The 15448-nt window shown below is 68.6% G+C and carries 12 protein-coding genes; 2 read left to right on the top strand and 10 right to left on the bottom strand.

Features of this window, described 5'->3' with window-relative positions; all coding sequences use genetic code 11:
* Window positions 1-18 precede the first annotated feature (18 nt).
* Genes tilS through dacB form a run of 3 tightly spaced genes read right to left on the bottom strand, consistent with a single transcriptional unit; the run spans window position 19 to window position 3799 of the window.
* A complete protein-coding gene (tilS, locus tag NQ036_RS07920) occupies window positions 19-1227 on the bottom strand; it encodes a tRNA lysidine(34) synthetase TilS (protein WP_257058185.1) in 1209 nt (402 codons plus the stop codon).
* Window positions 1214-2320 (bottom strand): zinc-dependent metalloprotease, encoded by a 1107-nt coding sequence (locus NQ036_RS07915; RefSeq protein ID WP_257058182.1) that lies wholly within the window; start codon window positions 2318-2320, stop codon window positions 1214-1216. The genes tilS and NQ036_RS07915 overlap by 14 nt, the downstream gene beginning before the upstream one ends.
* Window positions 2321-3799, bottom strand: coding sequence for a D-alanyl-D-alanine carboxypeptidase/D-alanyl-D-alanine-endopeptidase (dacB, locus tag NQ036_RS07910; protein WP_257058179.1), 1479 nt, complete (start codon window positions 3797-3799; stop codon window positions 2321-2323).
* A gap of 169 nt (window positions 3800-3968) precedes the next feature.
* Between dacB and NQ036_RS07905 the strand changes: the two genes are divergently transcribed.
* Window positions 3969-4457, top strand: coding sequence for an inorganic diphosphatase (locus NQ036_RS07905; RefSeq protein ID WP_257058177.1), 489 nt, complete (start codon window positions 3969-3971; stop codon window positions 4455-4457).
* A gap of 149 nt (window positions 4458-4606) precedes the next feature.
* Complete coding sequence (locus NQ036_RS07900) at window positions 4607-5257, top strand: VOC family protein (RefSeq protein ID WP_257058175.1); 651 nt, start codon at window positions 4607-4609, stop codon at window positions 5255-5257.
* A gap of 79 nt (window positions 5258-5336) precedes the next feature.
* Here NQ036_RS07900 and NQ036_RS07895 read toward each other — a convergent pair whose 3' ends face one another.
* The 7 genes from NQ036_RS07895 to msrA all read right to left on the bottom strand — a co-directional run bounded on the left by NQ036_RS07895 (window position 5337) and on the right by msrA (window position 15438).
* A complete protein-coding gene (locus tag NQ036_RS07895; RefSeq protein ID WP_257058173.1) occupies window positions 5337-6221 on the bottom strand; it encodes a CPBP family intramembrane glutamic endopeptidase in 885 nt (294 codons plus the stop codon).
* Complete coding sequence (locus NQ036_RS07890) at window positions 6218-10081, bottom strand: efflux RND transporter permease subunit (RefSeq protein ID WP_257058170.1); 3864 nt, start codon at window positions 10079-10081, stop codon at window positions 6218-6220. Before NQ036_RS07890 ends, NQ036_RS07895 begins: the two co-directional genes overlap by 4 nt.
* Window positions 10082-10209: 128 nt before the next feature.
* Complete coding sequence (locus NQ036_RS07885; RefSeq protein ID WP_257058168.1) at window positions 10210-11559, bottom strand: family 10 glycosylhydrolase; 1350 nt, start codon at window positions 11557-11559, stop codon at window positions 10210-10212.
* Window positions 11560-11779: 220 nt separating this feature from the next.
* A complete protein-coding gene (locus NQ036_RS07880; protein WP_257058166.1) occupies window positions 11780-13144 on the bottom strand; it encodes an MFS transporter in 1365 nt (454 codons plus the stop codon).
* Window positions 13141-13725 (bottom strand): nitroreductase family protein, encoded by a 585-nt coding sequence (locus NQ036_RS07875; RefSeq protein WP_257058165.1) that lies wholly within the window; start codon window positions 13723-13725, stop codon window positions 13141-13143. The genes NQ036_RS07880 and NQ036_RS07875 overlap by 4 nt, the downstream gene beginning before the upstream one ends.
* 8 nt (window positions 13726-13733) lie before the next feature.
* On the bottom strand, window positions 13734-14837 hold the full coding sequence (locus NQ036_RS07870; protein ID WP_257058163.1) for an Ltp family lipoprotein: 1104 nt from the start codon (window positions 14835-14837) through the stop codon (window positions 13734-13736).
* A gap of 79 nt (window positions 14838-14916) precedes the next feature.
* A complete protein-coding gene (gene msrA, locus NQ036_RS07865) occupies window positions 14917-15438 on the bottom strand; it encodes a peptide-methionine (S)-S-oxide reductase MsrA (RefSeq protein WP_257058152.1) in 522 nt (173 codons plus the stop codon).
* Window positions 15439-15448 lie beyond the last annotated feature (10 nt).

Genomic DNA, 15448 nt, shown 5'->3' with positions numbered 1-15448 from the left:
TTTGCGATTGCGCTCTTCTCAGCTTACCGTGTGAGCACTGACACGGGTCATGCGCAGTGCGCCGCGCTCCGTGTCCGGTCCGCGCACCCGGGACACGGACACCCCCGGCGGGACCGATACCGCGCCGTGGCGCACCCGCATGAGCAGTTCGTCTACGGCCAGGACGTGCCGGTGGGTCACCTCCTGGCGGGCGCCGGCGGCGGCCAGCCAGTCGCGGATGATCCGATGGCGCAGCGCCGCCGGTTCGGCCGAGGCCGCGGCCGGCAGATCACCCGGTAGTCCCCCCTGATGCCCGGACGGTTTGCCGGCCGGGTCCGCGCCCAAGCGGTGCGCGGCCTCGGCCGCCTGGGATTCCAGCAGGTCCGAATCGGCCGCCAACTGCTCTGCGGTCCTGCCCAGAGCGCGTGCGATGCCCGGGCCCAGCTCCCGTTCGAGCAGCGGCAGCACGGTGCTCCTGGCGCGGACCCTGGCATAGTGCGGGTCCTCGTTCATCGGGTCGTCCCAGACCTGCACGCCCTGGGCCAGGCAGGCCGCACGGGTGACGCTGCGCGCGCATCCCAGCAGCGGCCGCCACACGGTGCCCGTGACCGGCCGCATCCCCGCCAGGCTGCGGGCACCCGCGCCACGGGCCAGGCCCAACAACACGGTCTCGGCCTGATCGTCCAGGGTGTGCGCGGTGAGCACGGCGAGCGCGCCCAGTTCTAGCCGGCGCGCCTCCAGGGCGGAGTAGCGGGCGGTCCGGGCCGCGGCCTCGAGCCCGGCGGGGTCGTCAGCCGCCACTGTGACGCGCACCCCGGTGGCCTCCAGGCCCCAGGCGCGCAGCCGGGCGACCACGCCGGCGGTGTGCGCGGCCGAGCCGGATTGCAGGCCGTGGTCGACGACCACCGCGGCGAAGCGCAGGGGCGGGCGCGTGGGCCCCGGCCGTTTGGACGAGTTCTGCAAGAAGGCCGCTGCGGTGGCCAGTGCCATGGAGTCCGCACCACCGGAGACGCCCAGCAGGAAGGTGTGGCCGGGGTGCTCGCCGGGCTCGGCCCCTGAGGGCTCCGGCAGGTGCGAGGCGAGGAATTCGCGCAGCCGGCGGCGCACCTCGGCGGTGGCGGGGTCAAGACGCGGGCGGGCCGGGGTGGCGGGCGCCCCGACCAGGTCCCGCCGCTCGGTGGATCCGTCGGCGGCGGGCACGGGGCACTGCCCGGCCGGCCCGCCGGCCACACCCTCAGCCCAGGACACGGGCGACCCACTCCCCCGGGGCTGCGATCTCGGACGGGCTCGGCAGCGCCTGGGGGGATTCCCAGACGGCGGCCAGTCCCGCATGGCCCACCCGGCCGGTCACCCCGCGCACGAAGCGGGCACCCGAACGGTACTGTTCCATTTTCTCCGCCAGTCCCAGGGCCCGGGCCACGATCGCACCGAAGCCCGCCCCGGAATCGTCCCTGCGGGTGTCGAAGCGCGCGCGGATCTGTGCCACGCTGGGGATGACGCGTGGGCCCACGGCGTCCATCACGACGTCCGCGTGGCCCTCGAGCAGGCTCATAATGGCGGTGATCCGCTCCAATTTCTCCCGTTGGGCGGGGGTGGAGACGATGTCGAGCAGGCTGCCATGGCCGGTGATCGTGCGTACCACCGCACGGATCGTGTCGAGGACACCGGGCGATTCGTCCTCGGCGGACACCGCGAGCTCCACGATCAGCCCCTCCAGGTATTCGCGCAGCCAGGGTGCGGCCGCGAACTGCACCTGGTGGGTGGATTCGTGCAGGGCCACCCACAGCCGGAAGTCCCGGGGCACAACCTGCAGCCGCTGCTCGTTCGCCGCGACGTTCGGAGCGACCAGCAACAACCGGCCGGTGGGGCCGAAGGGCAGGTACTGACCCAGCACCCGGGGTGCCAATACCGATAGCGCAGCGCCCAGTTCCGCTGCCGCGCCCAAGTCGTCGAGCCCCTGTAGATGCGGATGGGCGACGGGGTCCTGCGCCAGGGTGTGGCCGGCCTGGGCCAGGTTGTCCAGCCCGCGTTCGGTCCCGGCGGCTGCCAGCAGCTCGCCCAACCCGGCGGTGGCCTCGACGTTCGCCTTGGCCCAGCCCAGCCGGTCGACGACCAGGGCGGGGCCCTGCCCGGCCAGCGTGCGGCGGACCCGGGTGTCGGCCGCGGGTGCCAGGCGCATGACGCCGAGCACCAGGTCGGGGGCGGTCTGGGCGGCGTTGCGCAGATCCGCGACCAGGGCTCGGGTCGCATAGCGGCTCAGCCGGGGCCCGGCCGGGGTCAGTTCGCGCACAGTGCGCAGCGCCGGGTGGAGCCGGCCCTCACCGTCCTTGTGCGAGCGCACTCAGCTGCACCCGCAGTCGGCGAGCTTGGTGACATTGGCGTCGTAGAGCTTGCGCACCGCGTCGGCGGAGCCGGGCTTGATCCCGTCTGCCATGAACGCGAACGCCAGGAGCCTGCCGTCCTTGGTCACAACGGTGCCGGCCAGCGAGGTCACGGTGGACAGGGTGCCGGTCTTGGCGCTGACCTTGCCCGCGCCGTCCTTGCTGGCCGGATCCCGGTAGCGTTCGGCCAGCGTGCCCGACAGGCCCCCCACCGGCAGGCTCGGAATGAGCTGGGACAGGTCGCCCCGGCTGGTCGCGACGGTGCGCACCACGTCGGCCATTTCGTGTGGGCTGATCCGGTTGGAGTAGTCCAGGCCGGAGGTGTCGCCCAGGTGGATCGAACCGGTCTCCACCCGCAGCTGCGCCAGCGCGGCGATGACTCCGGCCGGGCCGTCGTCGATCGAGTCGCCCTTGCCCATCTTCTTCGCGACCTCGACGCCCAGCACCTCCGCCATGACGTTGTCGCTGTTCTCCAGCATGTACCTGGTCTGTTCGGCCACGCTGGCGCTGGTGGCGGCGGCGACCCGTTCGGCACCCTGCGGGGCCGTCCGGGGCTTGGCCGGGGTCGTCGCGATGCCGTGTTTGTCCAGGGCCGTGGTGAAGGCCTTGAGCGCCGGGGTCACAGGGTCGGCCATCCGCGGGGCGTATTCCCCTGCGCCGGTCTTGCCGGCGGAGAGCATGAGCGGGGTGATCGGGTTGATCGCGCCAGTGGCCATGTCCGCGCGCGACCAGGCGGAAGAGAAGCGCGGGCCGGAGTAGCGCGACAGATCGACCGATACGGCTGCCTTCTTCACGCCCTGTTTCTTCAACTGTGCGGCGGTCTGCTCGGCCAGGCTGGCCAGTCCCGCGCGGCCCATCACGGATCCCGCATCGGATGCCCCTGCGCCCAGCATGACGTCACCGCCGGCGACCAGGTAGAGGTGCGGTTGCGCGCCCGAGGCGCCTGCCGCCTCGGCCCCGGAAGTCGCCTTGGCCGCGGGGCCGCCTGTCAGTTCCACACTGGTCGTGAACCTCGTCTCCCCGCCCAGCACGCCGAGGGCGGCCGTGCCGGTGAGCACCTTGGTGACCGAGGCCGGGGTCTTCTGGGAGTCCGCCGCGGTCGAGTACAGAACCTTCCCGCTCAGCGCGTCGCGGACCTCGGCGCCGAATTTGCCGGTCATCGCCTTGTCCGACTTCATCCCGCCGATCAGCTTGGCCAGGTTCGCCGGCACCGGGGCGTCATCGGCCAGCGCGCGGGGCGCGGCGGCCTGCTCGATGCCCGGGGTCGGCTCCGGCAGCGGATCGAGCAGCAGGGCCGGCTGCGTGGTCAGGGGGCCGGGCAGAACGTCATAGGCATCCCCGGCACCATAGGCGGCACCCACGATGACGACCGCGGCGCCACCCCAGGCGCAGGCCCGCAGAATCGGATGGCGCCGCTTTCCGCCCTGCCTCTTCGTCACTCTTCAGTCCTCTCAGGTACCCGGCTGCGTCGACACTGGATCGACTCTGTATCGACTCGCCGACATCCTTCTCTATGCTAGAGGAGTATGCCCGCCGCCGGCGCATCCGCTCGTGGGCGAAGGGCATCGAGACGATCCAACGAACAGACAGATAGGACTCGAGGCACTCATGGAACTCCTTGCCACGATCGAAATCCCCGCGGGCTCGCGGAACAAGTACGAAGTCGACCACGAAACCGGCCGCGTCAAGCTGGACCGCTACCTCTACACCTCGATGGCCTACCCCACGGACTACGGCTACTTCGAGGGCACCCTGGGCGAGGACGGCGACCCGCTCGACGTACTGGTGATCCTGCACGAGTCGGTCTTCCCCGGCTGCCAGGTCGACGCCCGCCCCATCGGCGTGTTCAAGATGGAGGACGAGGCCGGCGGCGACGACAAGATCCTGGCGGTCCTGGGCGGGGATAAGCGCTTCGAGGACATCGTCGACGTCAAGGACATCGCGCAGCACCAGCTCGACGCCATCGAGCACTTCTTCGTCCACTACAAGGATCTGGAGCCGGGCAAGTTCGTCAAGGGCTCGACCTGGGCCGGCCGCGAAGAGGCCGAGCGCATCGTCAACGAGTCGATCGAACGCGCCAAGACCGAAGGCCACTGACGCGCCGGGTGGCTCCACTCATGCATGTGTGGCTCGTTAACTCATGAGGTTTCGAGCCACGCGAGCATGAGTGGAGCCACCCGCGTATTCAGGCGGAGCTTAGGGTTGACTAAGTCTCGTTTTCCTGTGCTCTATGCCACGCTGGAGACATGCTCCGCCTCGACCATGTTTCGTTCGCCGCTCAGCCGGACGGCTGTGCCGCGACCGCCGAGCGGATCGCCGAGCAGCTGGGGATCAAGCCCTATGACGGCGGCCTGCATCCGCGCTTCGGCACGCGCAATATGATCTTCCCCCTGGACGACGGCCACTACCTCGAAGTGGTCGAGGCCCTCGAACACCCGGCCGCCCAGATCACGCCCTTCGGCCAGGCCGTCAGAGCACAGTCGGCCCGAGGCGGCGGCTGGATGGGCTGGTGCGTCGCCGTGGACGACACCGACTCGGTCTCCGAACGCCTCGAGCGCCCCTGGGTGCCCGGCAACCGCACACCCGAAGGTGGAGAAGAGCTCCACTGGAAGCAGATCGGGGTCAAGGGCCTGATCGCCGATCCGCAGCTGCCGTACTTCATCCACTGGGAGTCCCCCGCCGAACAGCACCCCTCTGCGCGCATCCGCCTGGCAGTGGCGAAGACCGCCATCATCGCACTGGCGATCGCGGGTTCCCGTGACCGGCTGCGCAATTGGCTGGGTTCACAGGACCCCAAGCCCATCCCGGAGATCAGCATCGACTGGACGGCGCCGGACGGCCTGCCCGGCATCGAATACGTGACCTTCCAGACCGCCCGCGGCGAAGTCGTCATCTGAGTCATCTGACCGGCCGGGCGCGAGGCCGCACCAGGACGGCCCTGTGCCGGCACCAGTCCGACCCCGTGCCCGTACCGGGTCAGCGCGGATCGACCGCGGCCAGGATGCCCGGCGCCAGGAAGCCCGCCGCGTCGATGAGGGTGTGCGCCACGACGAAGGGCATGACCCGGCCCCAGCCCGTCGGGGCCCCCAGCGGCGCGCCCGCGGCACCCACGGCCGCGTTGAAGCCGCCCGCGACCTCGACGGCCCGCAGTTTGCGCAGGTATAGCCAGCCGAAGATCACGCCCATTGCCACATTGCCCACGAAGGGCCCGATCCCCTGGTACAGGTGGTAGCTGGCGCGGAACACCGCCAGGGCCAGGATGACCGTCCACGGCCCCGCCCCCATCCGGCGCAGTCGGTCCACGCAGAACCCCAGGAGCAGGACCTCTTCGAGCACGCCGTTCTTCACCGCGGCCAGGATCAGGACCGGCACCGTCCACCAGTTCGCGCCCAGGTTGTTCGTCTGGATCTCCGCGGTGACGCCCAATGACCGTCCGAGGAAGTACACACCCAGAGTGCCCACACCGATCACGATGAACAGCAGGACTCCTCGCCCGAGGTCCCCGCAGGGCCGGCGCGCATCGAACCCGATCCGCCCACACACCGCACGCAGACTGCCGGGCTGCAGCGTGCCGGGCTGTGGGCTGCCGTGCCCCGGCAGCCGGTCCAGGCTCATGAAGTACAGGGCAAGGACCACCGGCACCAGTGTGAAGCCGATGCCAAGCAGCTGATAGAGCAGATCGAACCAGGGCCGCGACGACACTGAGGTGTTCAGCTGCGCCTGCGCATCGGCCAGGGGCCCGCGGCTGAGCGTATCCGCCAGGTCCACGACGGCGTAGACGGCGGACTTCCCCAAGGACAGCAGCGCGACGAGCGCGAGCTGGAGACCATAGCGCGGCCCAAGTGCCGGCGGAGTGCTCACTCCCCGGGACCCGGCCGGTCGGCGCCGAGTTCACCGGCGGGACCGCTGTCACCCGGCCCGGGCGCGGCCGGACCTCCGGCCTCGACCCGGTCCAGGACCCTGGCGCGCGCGGCCTCCCTGGCCTCGCGCCGATCACGTCTGCGTTCCTTCATCCCTTCCAACAACATGTAGAGCACGGGGACCAGGACCAGGGTCAACAGGGTCGAGGACACTAGACCGCCGATCACCACGATCGCCAGGGGCCGCGAGATGAACACCCCGCCGCCAGTCAGGCCCAGGGCCATGGGGGTCAGCGCGAAGATCGTCGCGAGCGCCGTCATGATGATGGGACGGTAGCGCAACCTGGCACCCTGGACCACGGCCTCGCGCAGTCCCACCCCGTGGGCGCGGAAGTGGTTGATCAAGTCGATGAGCACGATCGCATTGGTCACGACGATGCCGATGAGCATGAGCATGCCGATCATCCCGGTCAGTCCCAGGGGCGTTCCGGTGGCCAACAGCAACCCGATCGACCCGGTGGCGGCGAACGGAATGGACACCAGCAGGATGAACGGCTGGGCCAGCGATTTGAACGTCGCGACCAGGATGACGAAGACGATGAGGATCGCCGCCAACATCGCCAGTCCCAGCTGGGCGAAGGCGTCGGTCTGTTCCTGGGTCGCGCCACCCATGTCCGCGCTGACGCCCGAGGGCAGGTGCGTCTCGTCGACGACCTTCTGCACTGCGGCACTGGCCGCGCCCAGATCGTCACCGGACGGGGTGACACTGACCTTGGCCGAACGCAGACCATCGGAGTGCGAGATCACCGGCGGGGTGGACACCGTACGTACCTTCGCCACGTCCTTGAGCTTGACGGTCTTGGCCTTCGGCTGTGCATCGGCCGAGGACGGATAGCCACCGGGCACCTGGCCCGACGGCATCTGGCCCCCTGGGTACTGTCCGCCCGGTGCCTGCGGATAACCGCCGGGCACCTGAACATTGGGCATCTGCCCGCCGCCGGGGATCTCTTGTCCGGGTCCGGTGGGCTGCCCGGGGCCGGTGGGCTGCTGTGTGGGGGCCGGGGTCGTCGGCTCCTGGGTGGGTGACGCTGTGGCTGTGGCCGTCGGCGTTTGAGTCGGGGTCTGCGAGGACGTGGGATCCGGTGAGACAGTTCCCCCGGCGCGCGCCACCTGGCCCCCGGCCTGCGGAGCCGCACCGCCGGAGGCACCCGCGCCGCCGGCAGCCGCACCTCCGGTGGAGGTTCCCCCGGCGGATGCCCCGCCGGCCACGGTGATCTTGAGGTTCTTCAGTTCGTCCACGTCGGTCACCTGGCCGTCGAACAGCAGCACCTTGTGCGTGACATTGTCGAAGACAACGTTGCCGATCGTCTGCCCGTCCATCGCGCGGGCCACCGCCTGGCCGATCGCGGCCTCGCTCAGGCCCTTCTTCGCCGCCTTGCGATGGTCAACGTCGACGCGCACGACCTCCTTCGTGGCGGCTTGGTCGTTCTCCACCTGTTGCACGCCATCCGCGCCGCCCAGGGCCTTGCTCAGGGACGCGGCGGCCTTGCGCAGGTCCTCGGTGGAATTCGCCGTGAGGTTCACATCGATCGTCGAACCGCCGACCGTGGACTGTCCGTCCGCCAGGGTGACCTCGCCCGCGTCGTCGAGCTTCGCGGTGGCCTCCCGGATCCGGTCCCCGACCTGGGCCGGGTCCGCGTCCCCGCGCACGTTGATCAGGTAGCTGCCCAACAGGCTGCCACCTGACGATCCGAAGCCGAACTGATCGTCGCCCACACTGAACTGGAAGGATTCGATGCCGGGGTCGCGGGCCAGCAGCTGTTCGACGGGCTTGGCCCGGTCAGCCGCCTGTTCGATGCTCAGGCCGGCGGGGAAGGTCTGTTGGACCTGCAGCGAGTCCTCGCCGGTATCGCCCAGCAGCTCCGTCTTGAGTTTGGGCACCATGGCGAAGGTCAGGACCAGGACGACCACGGCCGCGACGAGCGTGATGAGCGGGTGCTTGGTGGTCCAGCCGATGACCGGCAGGTAGGTGCGCTGCAGCCGGGTCGCAGGCGCGCGCAGGCCCGCGAGTTCGTCGACTGCTGCGGGGGCCTCGGCCGCCGAGGTCCCGGTAGCGGCACCGCCGAGCGGGCCCAGGGCTGCGGCACTTCGGCCGGCGGCACCACCGGCCGCGCGCAGCGGCACGGTGTCCTCCCCCGAAGTGCTCGGCTCCCCGGCTTCGTCTTGTGCGGGCTCACCGGCTTCGGCCGAATGCCTGCCGTTGCGCTCGGCCCGGTGACGCCGGCGCAGTGCCGCCACGGCAGTGCGCTGTTCTGCACGGATCTCCCGCTTCTGGTCCCCGCTGAGCCGTACCCGGGCTTCGCGGGCGCGCAGGAACCAGTAGGCCAGCACCGGCACGATCGTCAGTGCCACCAGCAGGGAGCTCAGCAGTGCGATCGTCACGGTCAGGGCGAAGGGGCGGAAGAGCTCTCCGGTCTGCCCGGAGACGAAGATGAGCGGGGCGAACACGGCCACCGTTGTCAGGGTCGAGGCGGTGATGGCGCCGGCGACTTCGCCCACGGCCGCCAGGATATTGGAGAACTTCGTGGTGCCGTCTGAACCTGCGGCCTGCCTGCGTCTAATGGCCTCGATGACGACGATCGAATCGTCGACCACCCGGCCGATCGAAATCGTCAGTGCCGCCAGGGTGAGCATGTTGAGCGTCTGCCCGCCCTGCCACAGCGCGATCAGTGCGATGAGCAGCGACATCGGGATGGATATCGCGGTGATGACGGTCGCGCGCACGCTGAACAGGAAGACCAGGATGACCAGGACCGCGAAGATCAGACCCAGCACGCCCTCAGTCATGAGGTCCTTGATCGAATCGTCGATGAATGGCGACTGGTCGAACAGAGTGGTGAAGTCCGGATTGCCGACCTTAGCGCCCAGGCCGGGCAGTGCATCGTTGACCGCACGGGCCACGTCCACGGTGTTGGCGTCCGGTTTCTTCGTCACTGACAGGGTCAGGCTGGGTTGCCCGTTGGTGCGCGAGACGCTGGTTACCGGCGCGTCCTTCAGCGCGACGTCGGCGACCTTCGACACCTTGACCGGGCCGTCGCTTCCAGTGACGACCAGGTTCCGGATCTGTTTGACCGAGGCGATGCGCTTGCCCACTTCGACCGGTGCGTTCTGCTTGCCGTCGGCCAGGTCACCGGCCGAGGTCGGGACCCCGTTGGCCTGTAGGACTCCGGCGAGCTGTTCGACGGAAACGCCCTCGTCTTTGAGGTCGTCCTTGTCGATGACGATGTCGACCTGTTTGGTCCGCCCGCCGGAGACCGTGGCCGAGCGCACCCCGTCGACCTTCTTCAGTTCGGGGACGACGACGTCGCGCAGATCGCTCGCCAGCCGTTCGGTGTCCGCTGCTGTGGCGTCACCGCCTGTGGCAGCGGGATTGGCGGAGACCACCAGGACGGGCAGGTCCCCCATGCCGCCGCTGATGACATTGGGTTCGACGCCGTCGGGCAGTTGGGACTGAACCTGGGACACCGCGCGCTGGAGTTCGCGGACGATATCGTCGGAATCGGTGCCGTATTTGGTCTGCACCGTGATCTGCGAGGAGCCGGTTGAGGACTGGGAATCCACGTGTTCAACCGATTGCAGACCGGTCAGCGCCGTTTCCAGCGGATCGGTGACCTCGCGTTCCACGGCTTCGGGGCTGGCACCCTGGTACTGGGTGACGACCACGGCCTGAGGCAGTTCGAAGCTGGGGAACAGCTCCTTCTTCAGGGTTGATGCTGCGATCACGCCGAAGAGCACTGCGCACACGCAGATCAGTGCGATGAGTGCGCGGTTCTTCAGGCTGAGCTTCGTCAGGAGGTTCACGCGCCCAAGGCTACCGGCACCGTCTGACACGGTCTATGCAGGTTTCCCCACCCCTGCATGCTGCGGACCTCGGGGCAACCTCCGAGGCGCGTCCCGGCTGTGCAACGGCCACCTGGGCCGCAGCTTGGTCAGTGCGTGGGAGTCACGCCGCCGCTCATCCCGCCGTTGCCCTGGACGACTCCGCCGGACATGTCCACCGCGCCACCGGACATCTGCGGCTTCTGTGCAGGCGGCGAGGGCTTCTTCGGCGGCTTGGTAGCCGGCCACGGCACGGCCCTGCTCTTCCACTTGCCGTTGGCTATCCGCGAGAACACCTTCCACTTGTTCTTCATCATGTCGTGGGCGGAGAAGAACACTTCACCGGTGATCTGCGGGATCTTCGCATCGAAGCCCAGATGGTTGTCCAGCTCATTGCGCCCGAACTCCTCGCCCAGACGATAGGCCCCCTGGCCGATGAACAGACGGACCTTCGTGCCCTTGACCACCCCTGCCCACCAGCGCGCCAGGGTGTTGTAATCGGCCACTTTGAAGCCCTGTTTCCAGTACAGCTGCGGGACGACGTAGTCCACGTACCCCTTTTTGATCCAGGCGTATGTGTCTGCGTAGTTATCGCTGTAGGACTCGCCGCCGTGGGTGTTCGACCCACGTGAGTCGTTCTCCCTGTTCCGCCAGATGCCGAACGGGCTGATGCCGAATCGCACTCCGGGGCGCACCCGCTTGACGCTGCTGTGGATGTCGGCGACGAAGGAAGTGATGTTGGCCCTCCGCCAGGCGCCTCGGCTCTTGCCGCCACCGTGCTTCTTGAAGGCCTTGTCGTCGTCGAACTTCTTCCCGTCCACGGGATAGGGGTAGAAGTAGTCGTCGAAGTGGACCCCGTCGATCTTGTAGCGGCCCACAACCTCCAGGACGACGCTGCGGACATGGCGCCGGACCTCGGGCAGACCGGGGTTGTAATAGACGGAACCCGCATAGCGCACAGTCCACGACGGGTGCTTCTTGCCCGGATGGGATGCCGGCAGCTTCTTGAAATCCGCACTCGAGCAGATCCGGAACGGATTGAACCAGGCATGGAATTCCAGGCCGCGCTTGTGACACTGGTCGATCTGGTAGGCCAGTGGGTCGTAGCCGGGGTTCTTTCCCGCCTTCCCGGTGAGCCACTTGGACCAGGGTTCGAGCTTCGAGGGCCAGAAAGTGTCGGCATTGGGCCGCACCTGGCCGATGATCGCGTTGAACCTGTATGCCTGCGCACGGTCCAGAATGCCGCGCAGCTGCGACTTCTGCCGGGATACGGACAGGCCCGTATCCCCCGGCCAGTCGACGTTCTCCACCGTCGACAACCACAGGCCCCGGAATTGGGTGCCGGCCGCTTCTGCGGGCTGGGTCGACGTGGGTCGGACGGCCAGAACGGTCCCCAGGGCAGCGCTGAGCACGCCCGCGGAACCGAACAGCCGCAGGGCCCTGCGGCGGTCGAGGTTCACTGATGTCTCCTTGCGTGGGAAGTGGCCCGGCCAGGAGTCCCCGGGCACACGGGAAGTCTAACCGCCGGGCACCCACCGGCTGATGAATTCCCAGTCCCCCGCGCGCCGCCCACTCCGCCCTTACAGAGTTCCACTACTTACCGAAATGTTGATTGGGAACGGTCCCATAGGGGGTTTTCAACATTTCGGTAAGTAGTGGAACTCAAGCGGAAGGACGGGGTTATTTCGGAGGGGTCACGGTCGGGGCTTCACCCACCACCTGTGGGGCCGTTTCACGTGCCGGTGCCCAGGCCAGCAGGGCGACCACCACGATCAGGCCGGAGACACCGAAGGCCACTGCATAGCCGAAGGTGTCGGCCAACCAGCCGGCGACGATCGGCCCGAAGATGGAGCCGGCATCCTGGGCCATCTGGAAGCGCGAGATGACCCGGCCGGCCGCGCGCTTGGAACCCACCACATCGGCCACGGCCGCCTGCTGTGCCGGGTTGAGCATGCCCGCGCCCACCCCGCCCACCAGGCTCAGGGCCAGAAACACCCACAGCACGCCGGAGAATCCGATCGCGATGGTCGTGGCGGCCAGCACCGCCAGGCCCGCCACCACGAAGGGTTTGCGCCCGTGCCGGTCCGACCAGCGGCCGACCATCGTCACCGATGCCGTGTTGCCGATGGCGAACATCGTCAGGGCCAGACCCGCCGCGGAATGGTCCGCGTGCAGCACCTGCACCACGAACAGCGGGTACAGCGAAGTCCTGGCGCCGAGTGCGGCCCAACCGTTGGCCAGCCCGCCCACCAGCGAAGCGCGGTAGGCGGTGTTGCGCCAGGCCTCGTGAATGCGCATGGGCGGCAGGGGCGCCGCGGCCGCAGCGCCCTCCCGCCGCTCCGCCGTCTGATCGGCGGCCACAGGCCCCGAGGCCGCAGCCCCGGCAGGTGCCTCGGCGTCGATGTCGACCCGCCTGTCGCGCGGCCGGCGCGGCTTGGCGCCGATGTCGCCCAGGCGCACCCGGACGATCACCGCCGCGATCACCAGGCCGGTGCCGTAGACGAAGAACGGCACCCGCATGCCGAACCCGGCCAGCAGTCCACCCACCACCGGGCCCACGATATTGCCCAGCAGGAACGAGGTCGCGTACATCCCCGTGGCCCGCCCGCGCGCGGCGGGCGGGGCCAGCCGGATGATCAGCGCGGTGGCCGAGATCGTGGACATCGACGAGCCGATCCCACCCAGCGCACGGAAGACCAACAACTGCCAGTAGTCCTGCGCGAACCCGCAGGCGTACGTCGAGACCGCGACGATCCCGATGCCCACGATGTAGACGGTGCGCTCACCGTAGCGGTTGAGCAAACGGCCCGAGGCCGGGGCCATGACCAGGCGGAACAGGGCGAAGGCGCTGACGACGACCGTCGTGGCCATGATGCCCATGTCGAAGGACGCGGCGAACTGCGGCAGTACGGGGGCGACGAAGCCGAACCCGAAGGCTACGATGAACGCCGCGGACACCAGCACCCAGATCTGGTGGGGCAACGGCGCCTTCGGCGGGCGCGGCGGCAGCGGGGGCCTGGCACTGCGGGCCGGCTTGGGGCTCACTTCCCGCTGCCGGGCAGGTGGCCCAGGAACCGATCAGGATCCAGCGGCCCCCGCTTGGAGGCGGCCAGCTTCTGCTTGAACTTCGGATCGATGGTGCCCACGTAGAGCCACCCCATGAGCAGTTCATCGTCGTCGAGGCCATGGTAGGCGCGGACTTCGGGGGCGTTGGCGGCCAGGCCGCTGCGCCACATCACGCCCCAGCCGGCGGCCCACAGGGCCAGTTCCAGCAGATGAGCCGCACCCGCAGCGGTCGCATGCTGCTCCCATTCGGGAACCTTGTGGTTCTCCGTATGGCGGGCCACCACCGCGATCAGCAGGTCGGCGCGCAAGGGCTTGGTATTGACCTCGCCGTCTTTCCGCTCCGTACCCGAGGCCGCGTCCAGGGCCCGGCCCAGGCCGAGGCGTTCATCGCCGCGCAGCGTGATGAGGCGCCAGGGCCGCAGGGACTTGTGATCGGCCACCGGGGTGACCGCTGCCAGGAGTTCGCGCAGCTCCTCGTCACCCGGCGCACCGGGTCCGACCTTGGACACCGAACGCCGGGCGGCCATCGTGGCCAGGGTGGGGTTTTCGAAGATACCCATGTGAGTCCTTACTTCAGGGCCTTGTCGGCACCGTACTTGGCCTGCTCCGAGGTGAATCCCTCGAATTCCAATTGGTCGATCAGCCGCTCACGCGACATCTTCGTGCTCTTGAGGTACTCGGACGCCTTCTTCGCAGCCTGCTCGTTCCAGTCCGTGGTCTCGTCCACGGACTTCACCCCGTGATCGGCCTCGGCATCGGTGAATTCCTCGAATTTCAGCTGTTTGAGCAGCCCCGGCTTGGAGAATGCCATGCTGTCCAGATATTCGGCGGCCTTCTTATCGGCCTGCTGGGTCCAGTCGACGTTCACGTGGTTGGCCGCCCAGGTGGCGTCCTTGGTGGAGATCTTCTCGAACTCCAGCTGCTTGATCAAGCCCTTCTTGGAGAATGCCGCGGTGCGCAGATAGGAGTTCGCACGGTCCAGGGCCGTCTGCTGCGAGGAGGTGCCCGCCGCGGCATCGGAGCCCGTGTCGGAGCCGGCGGCGTCGGCAGCGGCCTCGTCCGAGGCCGCATCGGCTGCCGCGTCGGAACCGGCGTCGGCATCTGCCGCGTCCTCGGCCGCCGTGTCCGAGTAGCCGTCGGAGGCGGAGTCGGCCGAGTCCTCGCCGACCGCCTGGTCCTGGCTGGCCGGCGCGATGGGATCGTCGAAGCCGGACGACTGCTCGCTGACCGCGGCCGCCATGGAGATGGCAACGACGATCGAGGTGACGATGCCGATCACGACGCCCAGTCCCCACCAGATGATGGTGACGATCCAGCCGATCCGCTTGTTCTGCTGGTAGCCGGCCAGTTCGCCGCCCCGGCTGTCGCGGGTCTTGCCGCACAGCACCAGGATGATGTCGACCAGGGTCCAGATACCCAGACCACCGGCGGTGATGAGCTTGACGATGCCCGTGCCGATCTTGCCCAGGTAGAACCGGTCGATGCCCCAGCTGCCCAGCAGCAGCGCCAGCAGCCAGGTGACGACGAAGGACTTCTCACCCTGCGCTACGGGACCACCGGCTACGGGTGCGGCCGGGTAGCCGCCTGCGGGGTAGCTTGCCGGGTCATTCGATGTGGGGAACTGGTTCGGATTCGACGGGTCGTGGGGAGGAGGAGGGGGGACACTGGACAAAACGATGGTCCTTTCGGGCACTGCGGCCGGATGGAATGGATCTGGAGGTGGGGCGGATCCATCGTACCGGGGGCAGTACTCACCTCATCCAGTCGGCCCACTGCCGGCGGGCGTGGGCGACTTTCGGATCGATGATGAAGGTGCAGTAGCCGTTGAACGGATTGCGGTTGTAGAAGTCCTGGTGATATTCCTCGGCAGGGTAGAACGTGCTCATCGGTTCCAGGCTGGTCACGATGGGGCGCTCGTAGAGTTCTTGCCATGTGTCGATCGCGGCCTGGAAGTGTTCGCGCTGGGCCTCGTCTACATAGAACATCGCGGACCTGTACTGCGTGCCCACGTCGTTGCCCTGCCGGTTCAGGCTCGTCGGGTCGTGCCCGGTGAAGAACTCGCCCAGGATGACGTCCTCTGGCACCTGTTCCTCGTCGAAGGTCACGCGCACGGCCTCGGCGTGCCCGGTGGCCCCCGTGCACACGGCACGATAGTCCGGGTCCGGCAGGGTCCCGCCGATGTAGCCGGATTCCACGTCCACCACGCCCACCGTGTTGCGGTAGACGGCGTCCAAGCACCAGAAACAGCCTGCGGCCAAAGTCAGAGTTCTCACGTGCAGGTCA

Source organism: Brevibacterium sp. 91QC2O2 (assembly GCF_024580695.1).
Lineage (GTDB): Bacteria > Actinomycetota > Actinomycetes > Actinomycetales > Brevibacteriaceae > Brevibacterium > Brevibacterium moorei.
The sequence above is the reverse complement of the archived record's forward strand: the minus strand, read 5'-3'. Positions and strand labels throughout refer to the sequence as shown.

Coding starts and splice junctions, on each gene's coding strand:
- NQ036_RS07905 (WP_257058177.1), top strand. CDS start 3,969: ATGGAACTCCTTGCCACGATCGAAATCCCCGCGGGCTCGCGGAACAAG.
- NQ036_RS07900 (WP_257058175.1), top strand. CDS start 4,607: ATGCTCCGCCTCGACCATGTTTCGTTCGCCGCTCAGCCGGACGGCTGT.
- NQ036_RS07875 (WP_257058165.1), bottom strand. CDS start 13,725: ATGGGTATCTTCGAAAACCCCACCCTGGCCACGATGGCCGCCCGGCGT.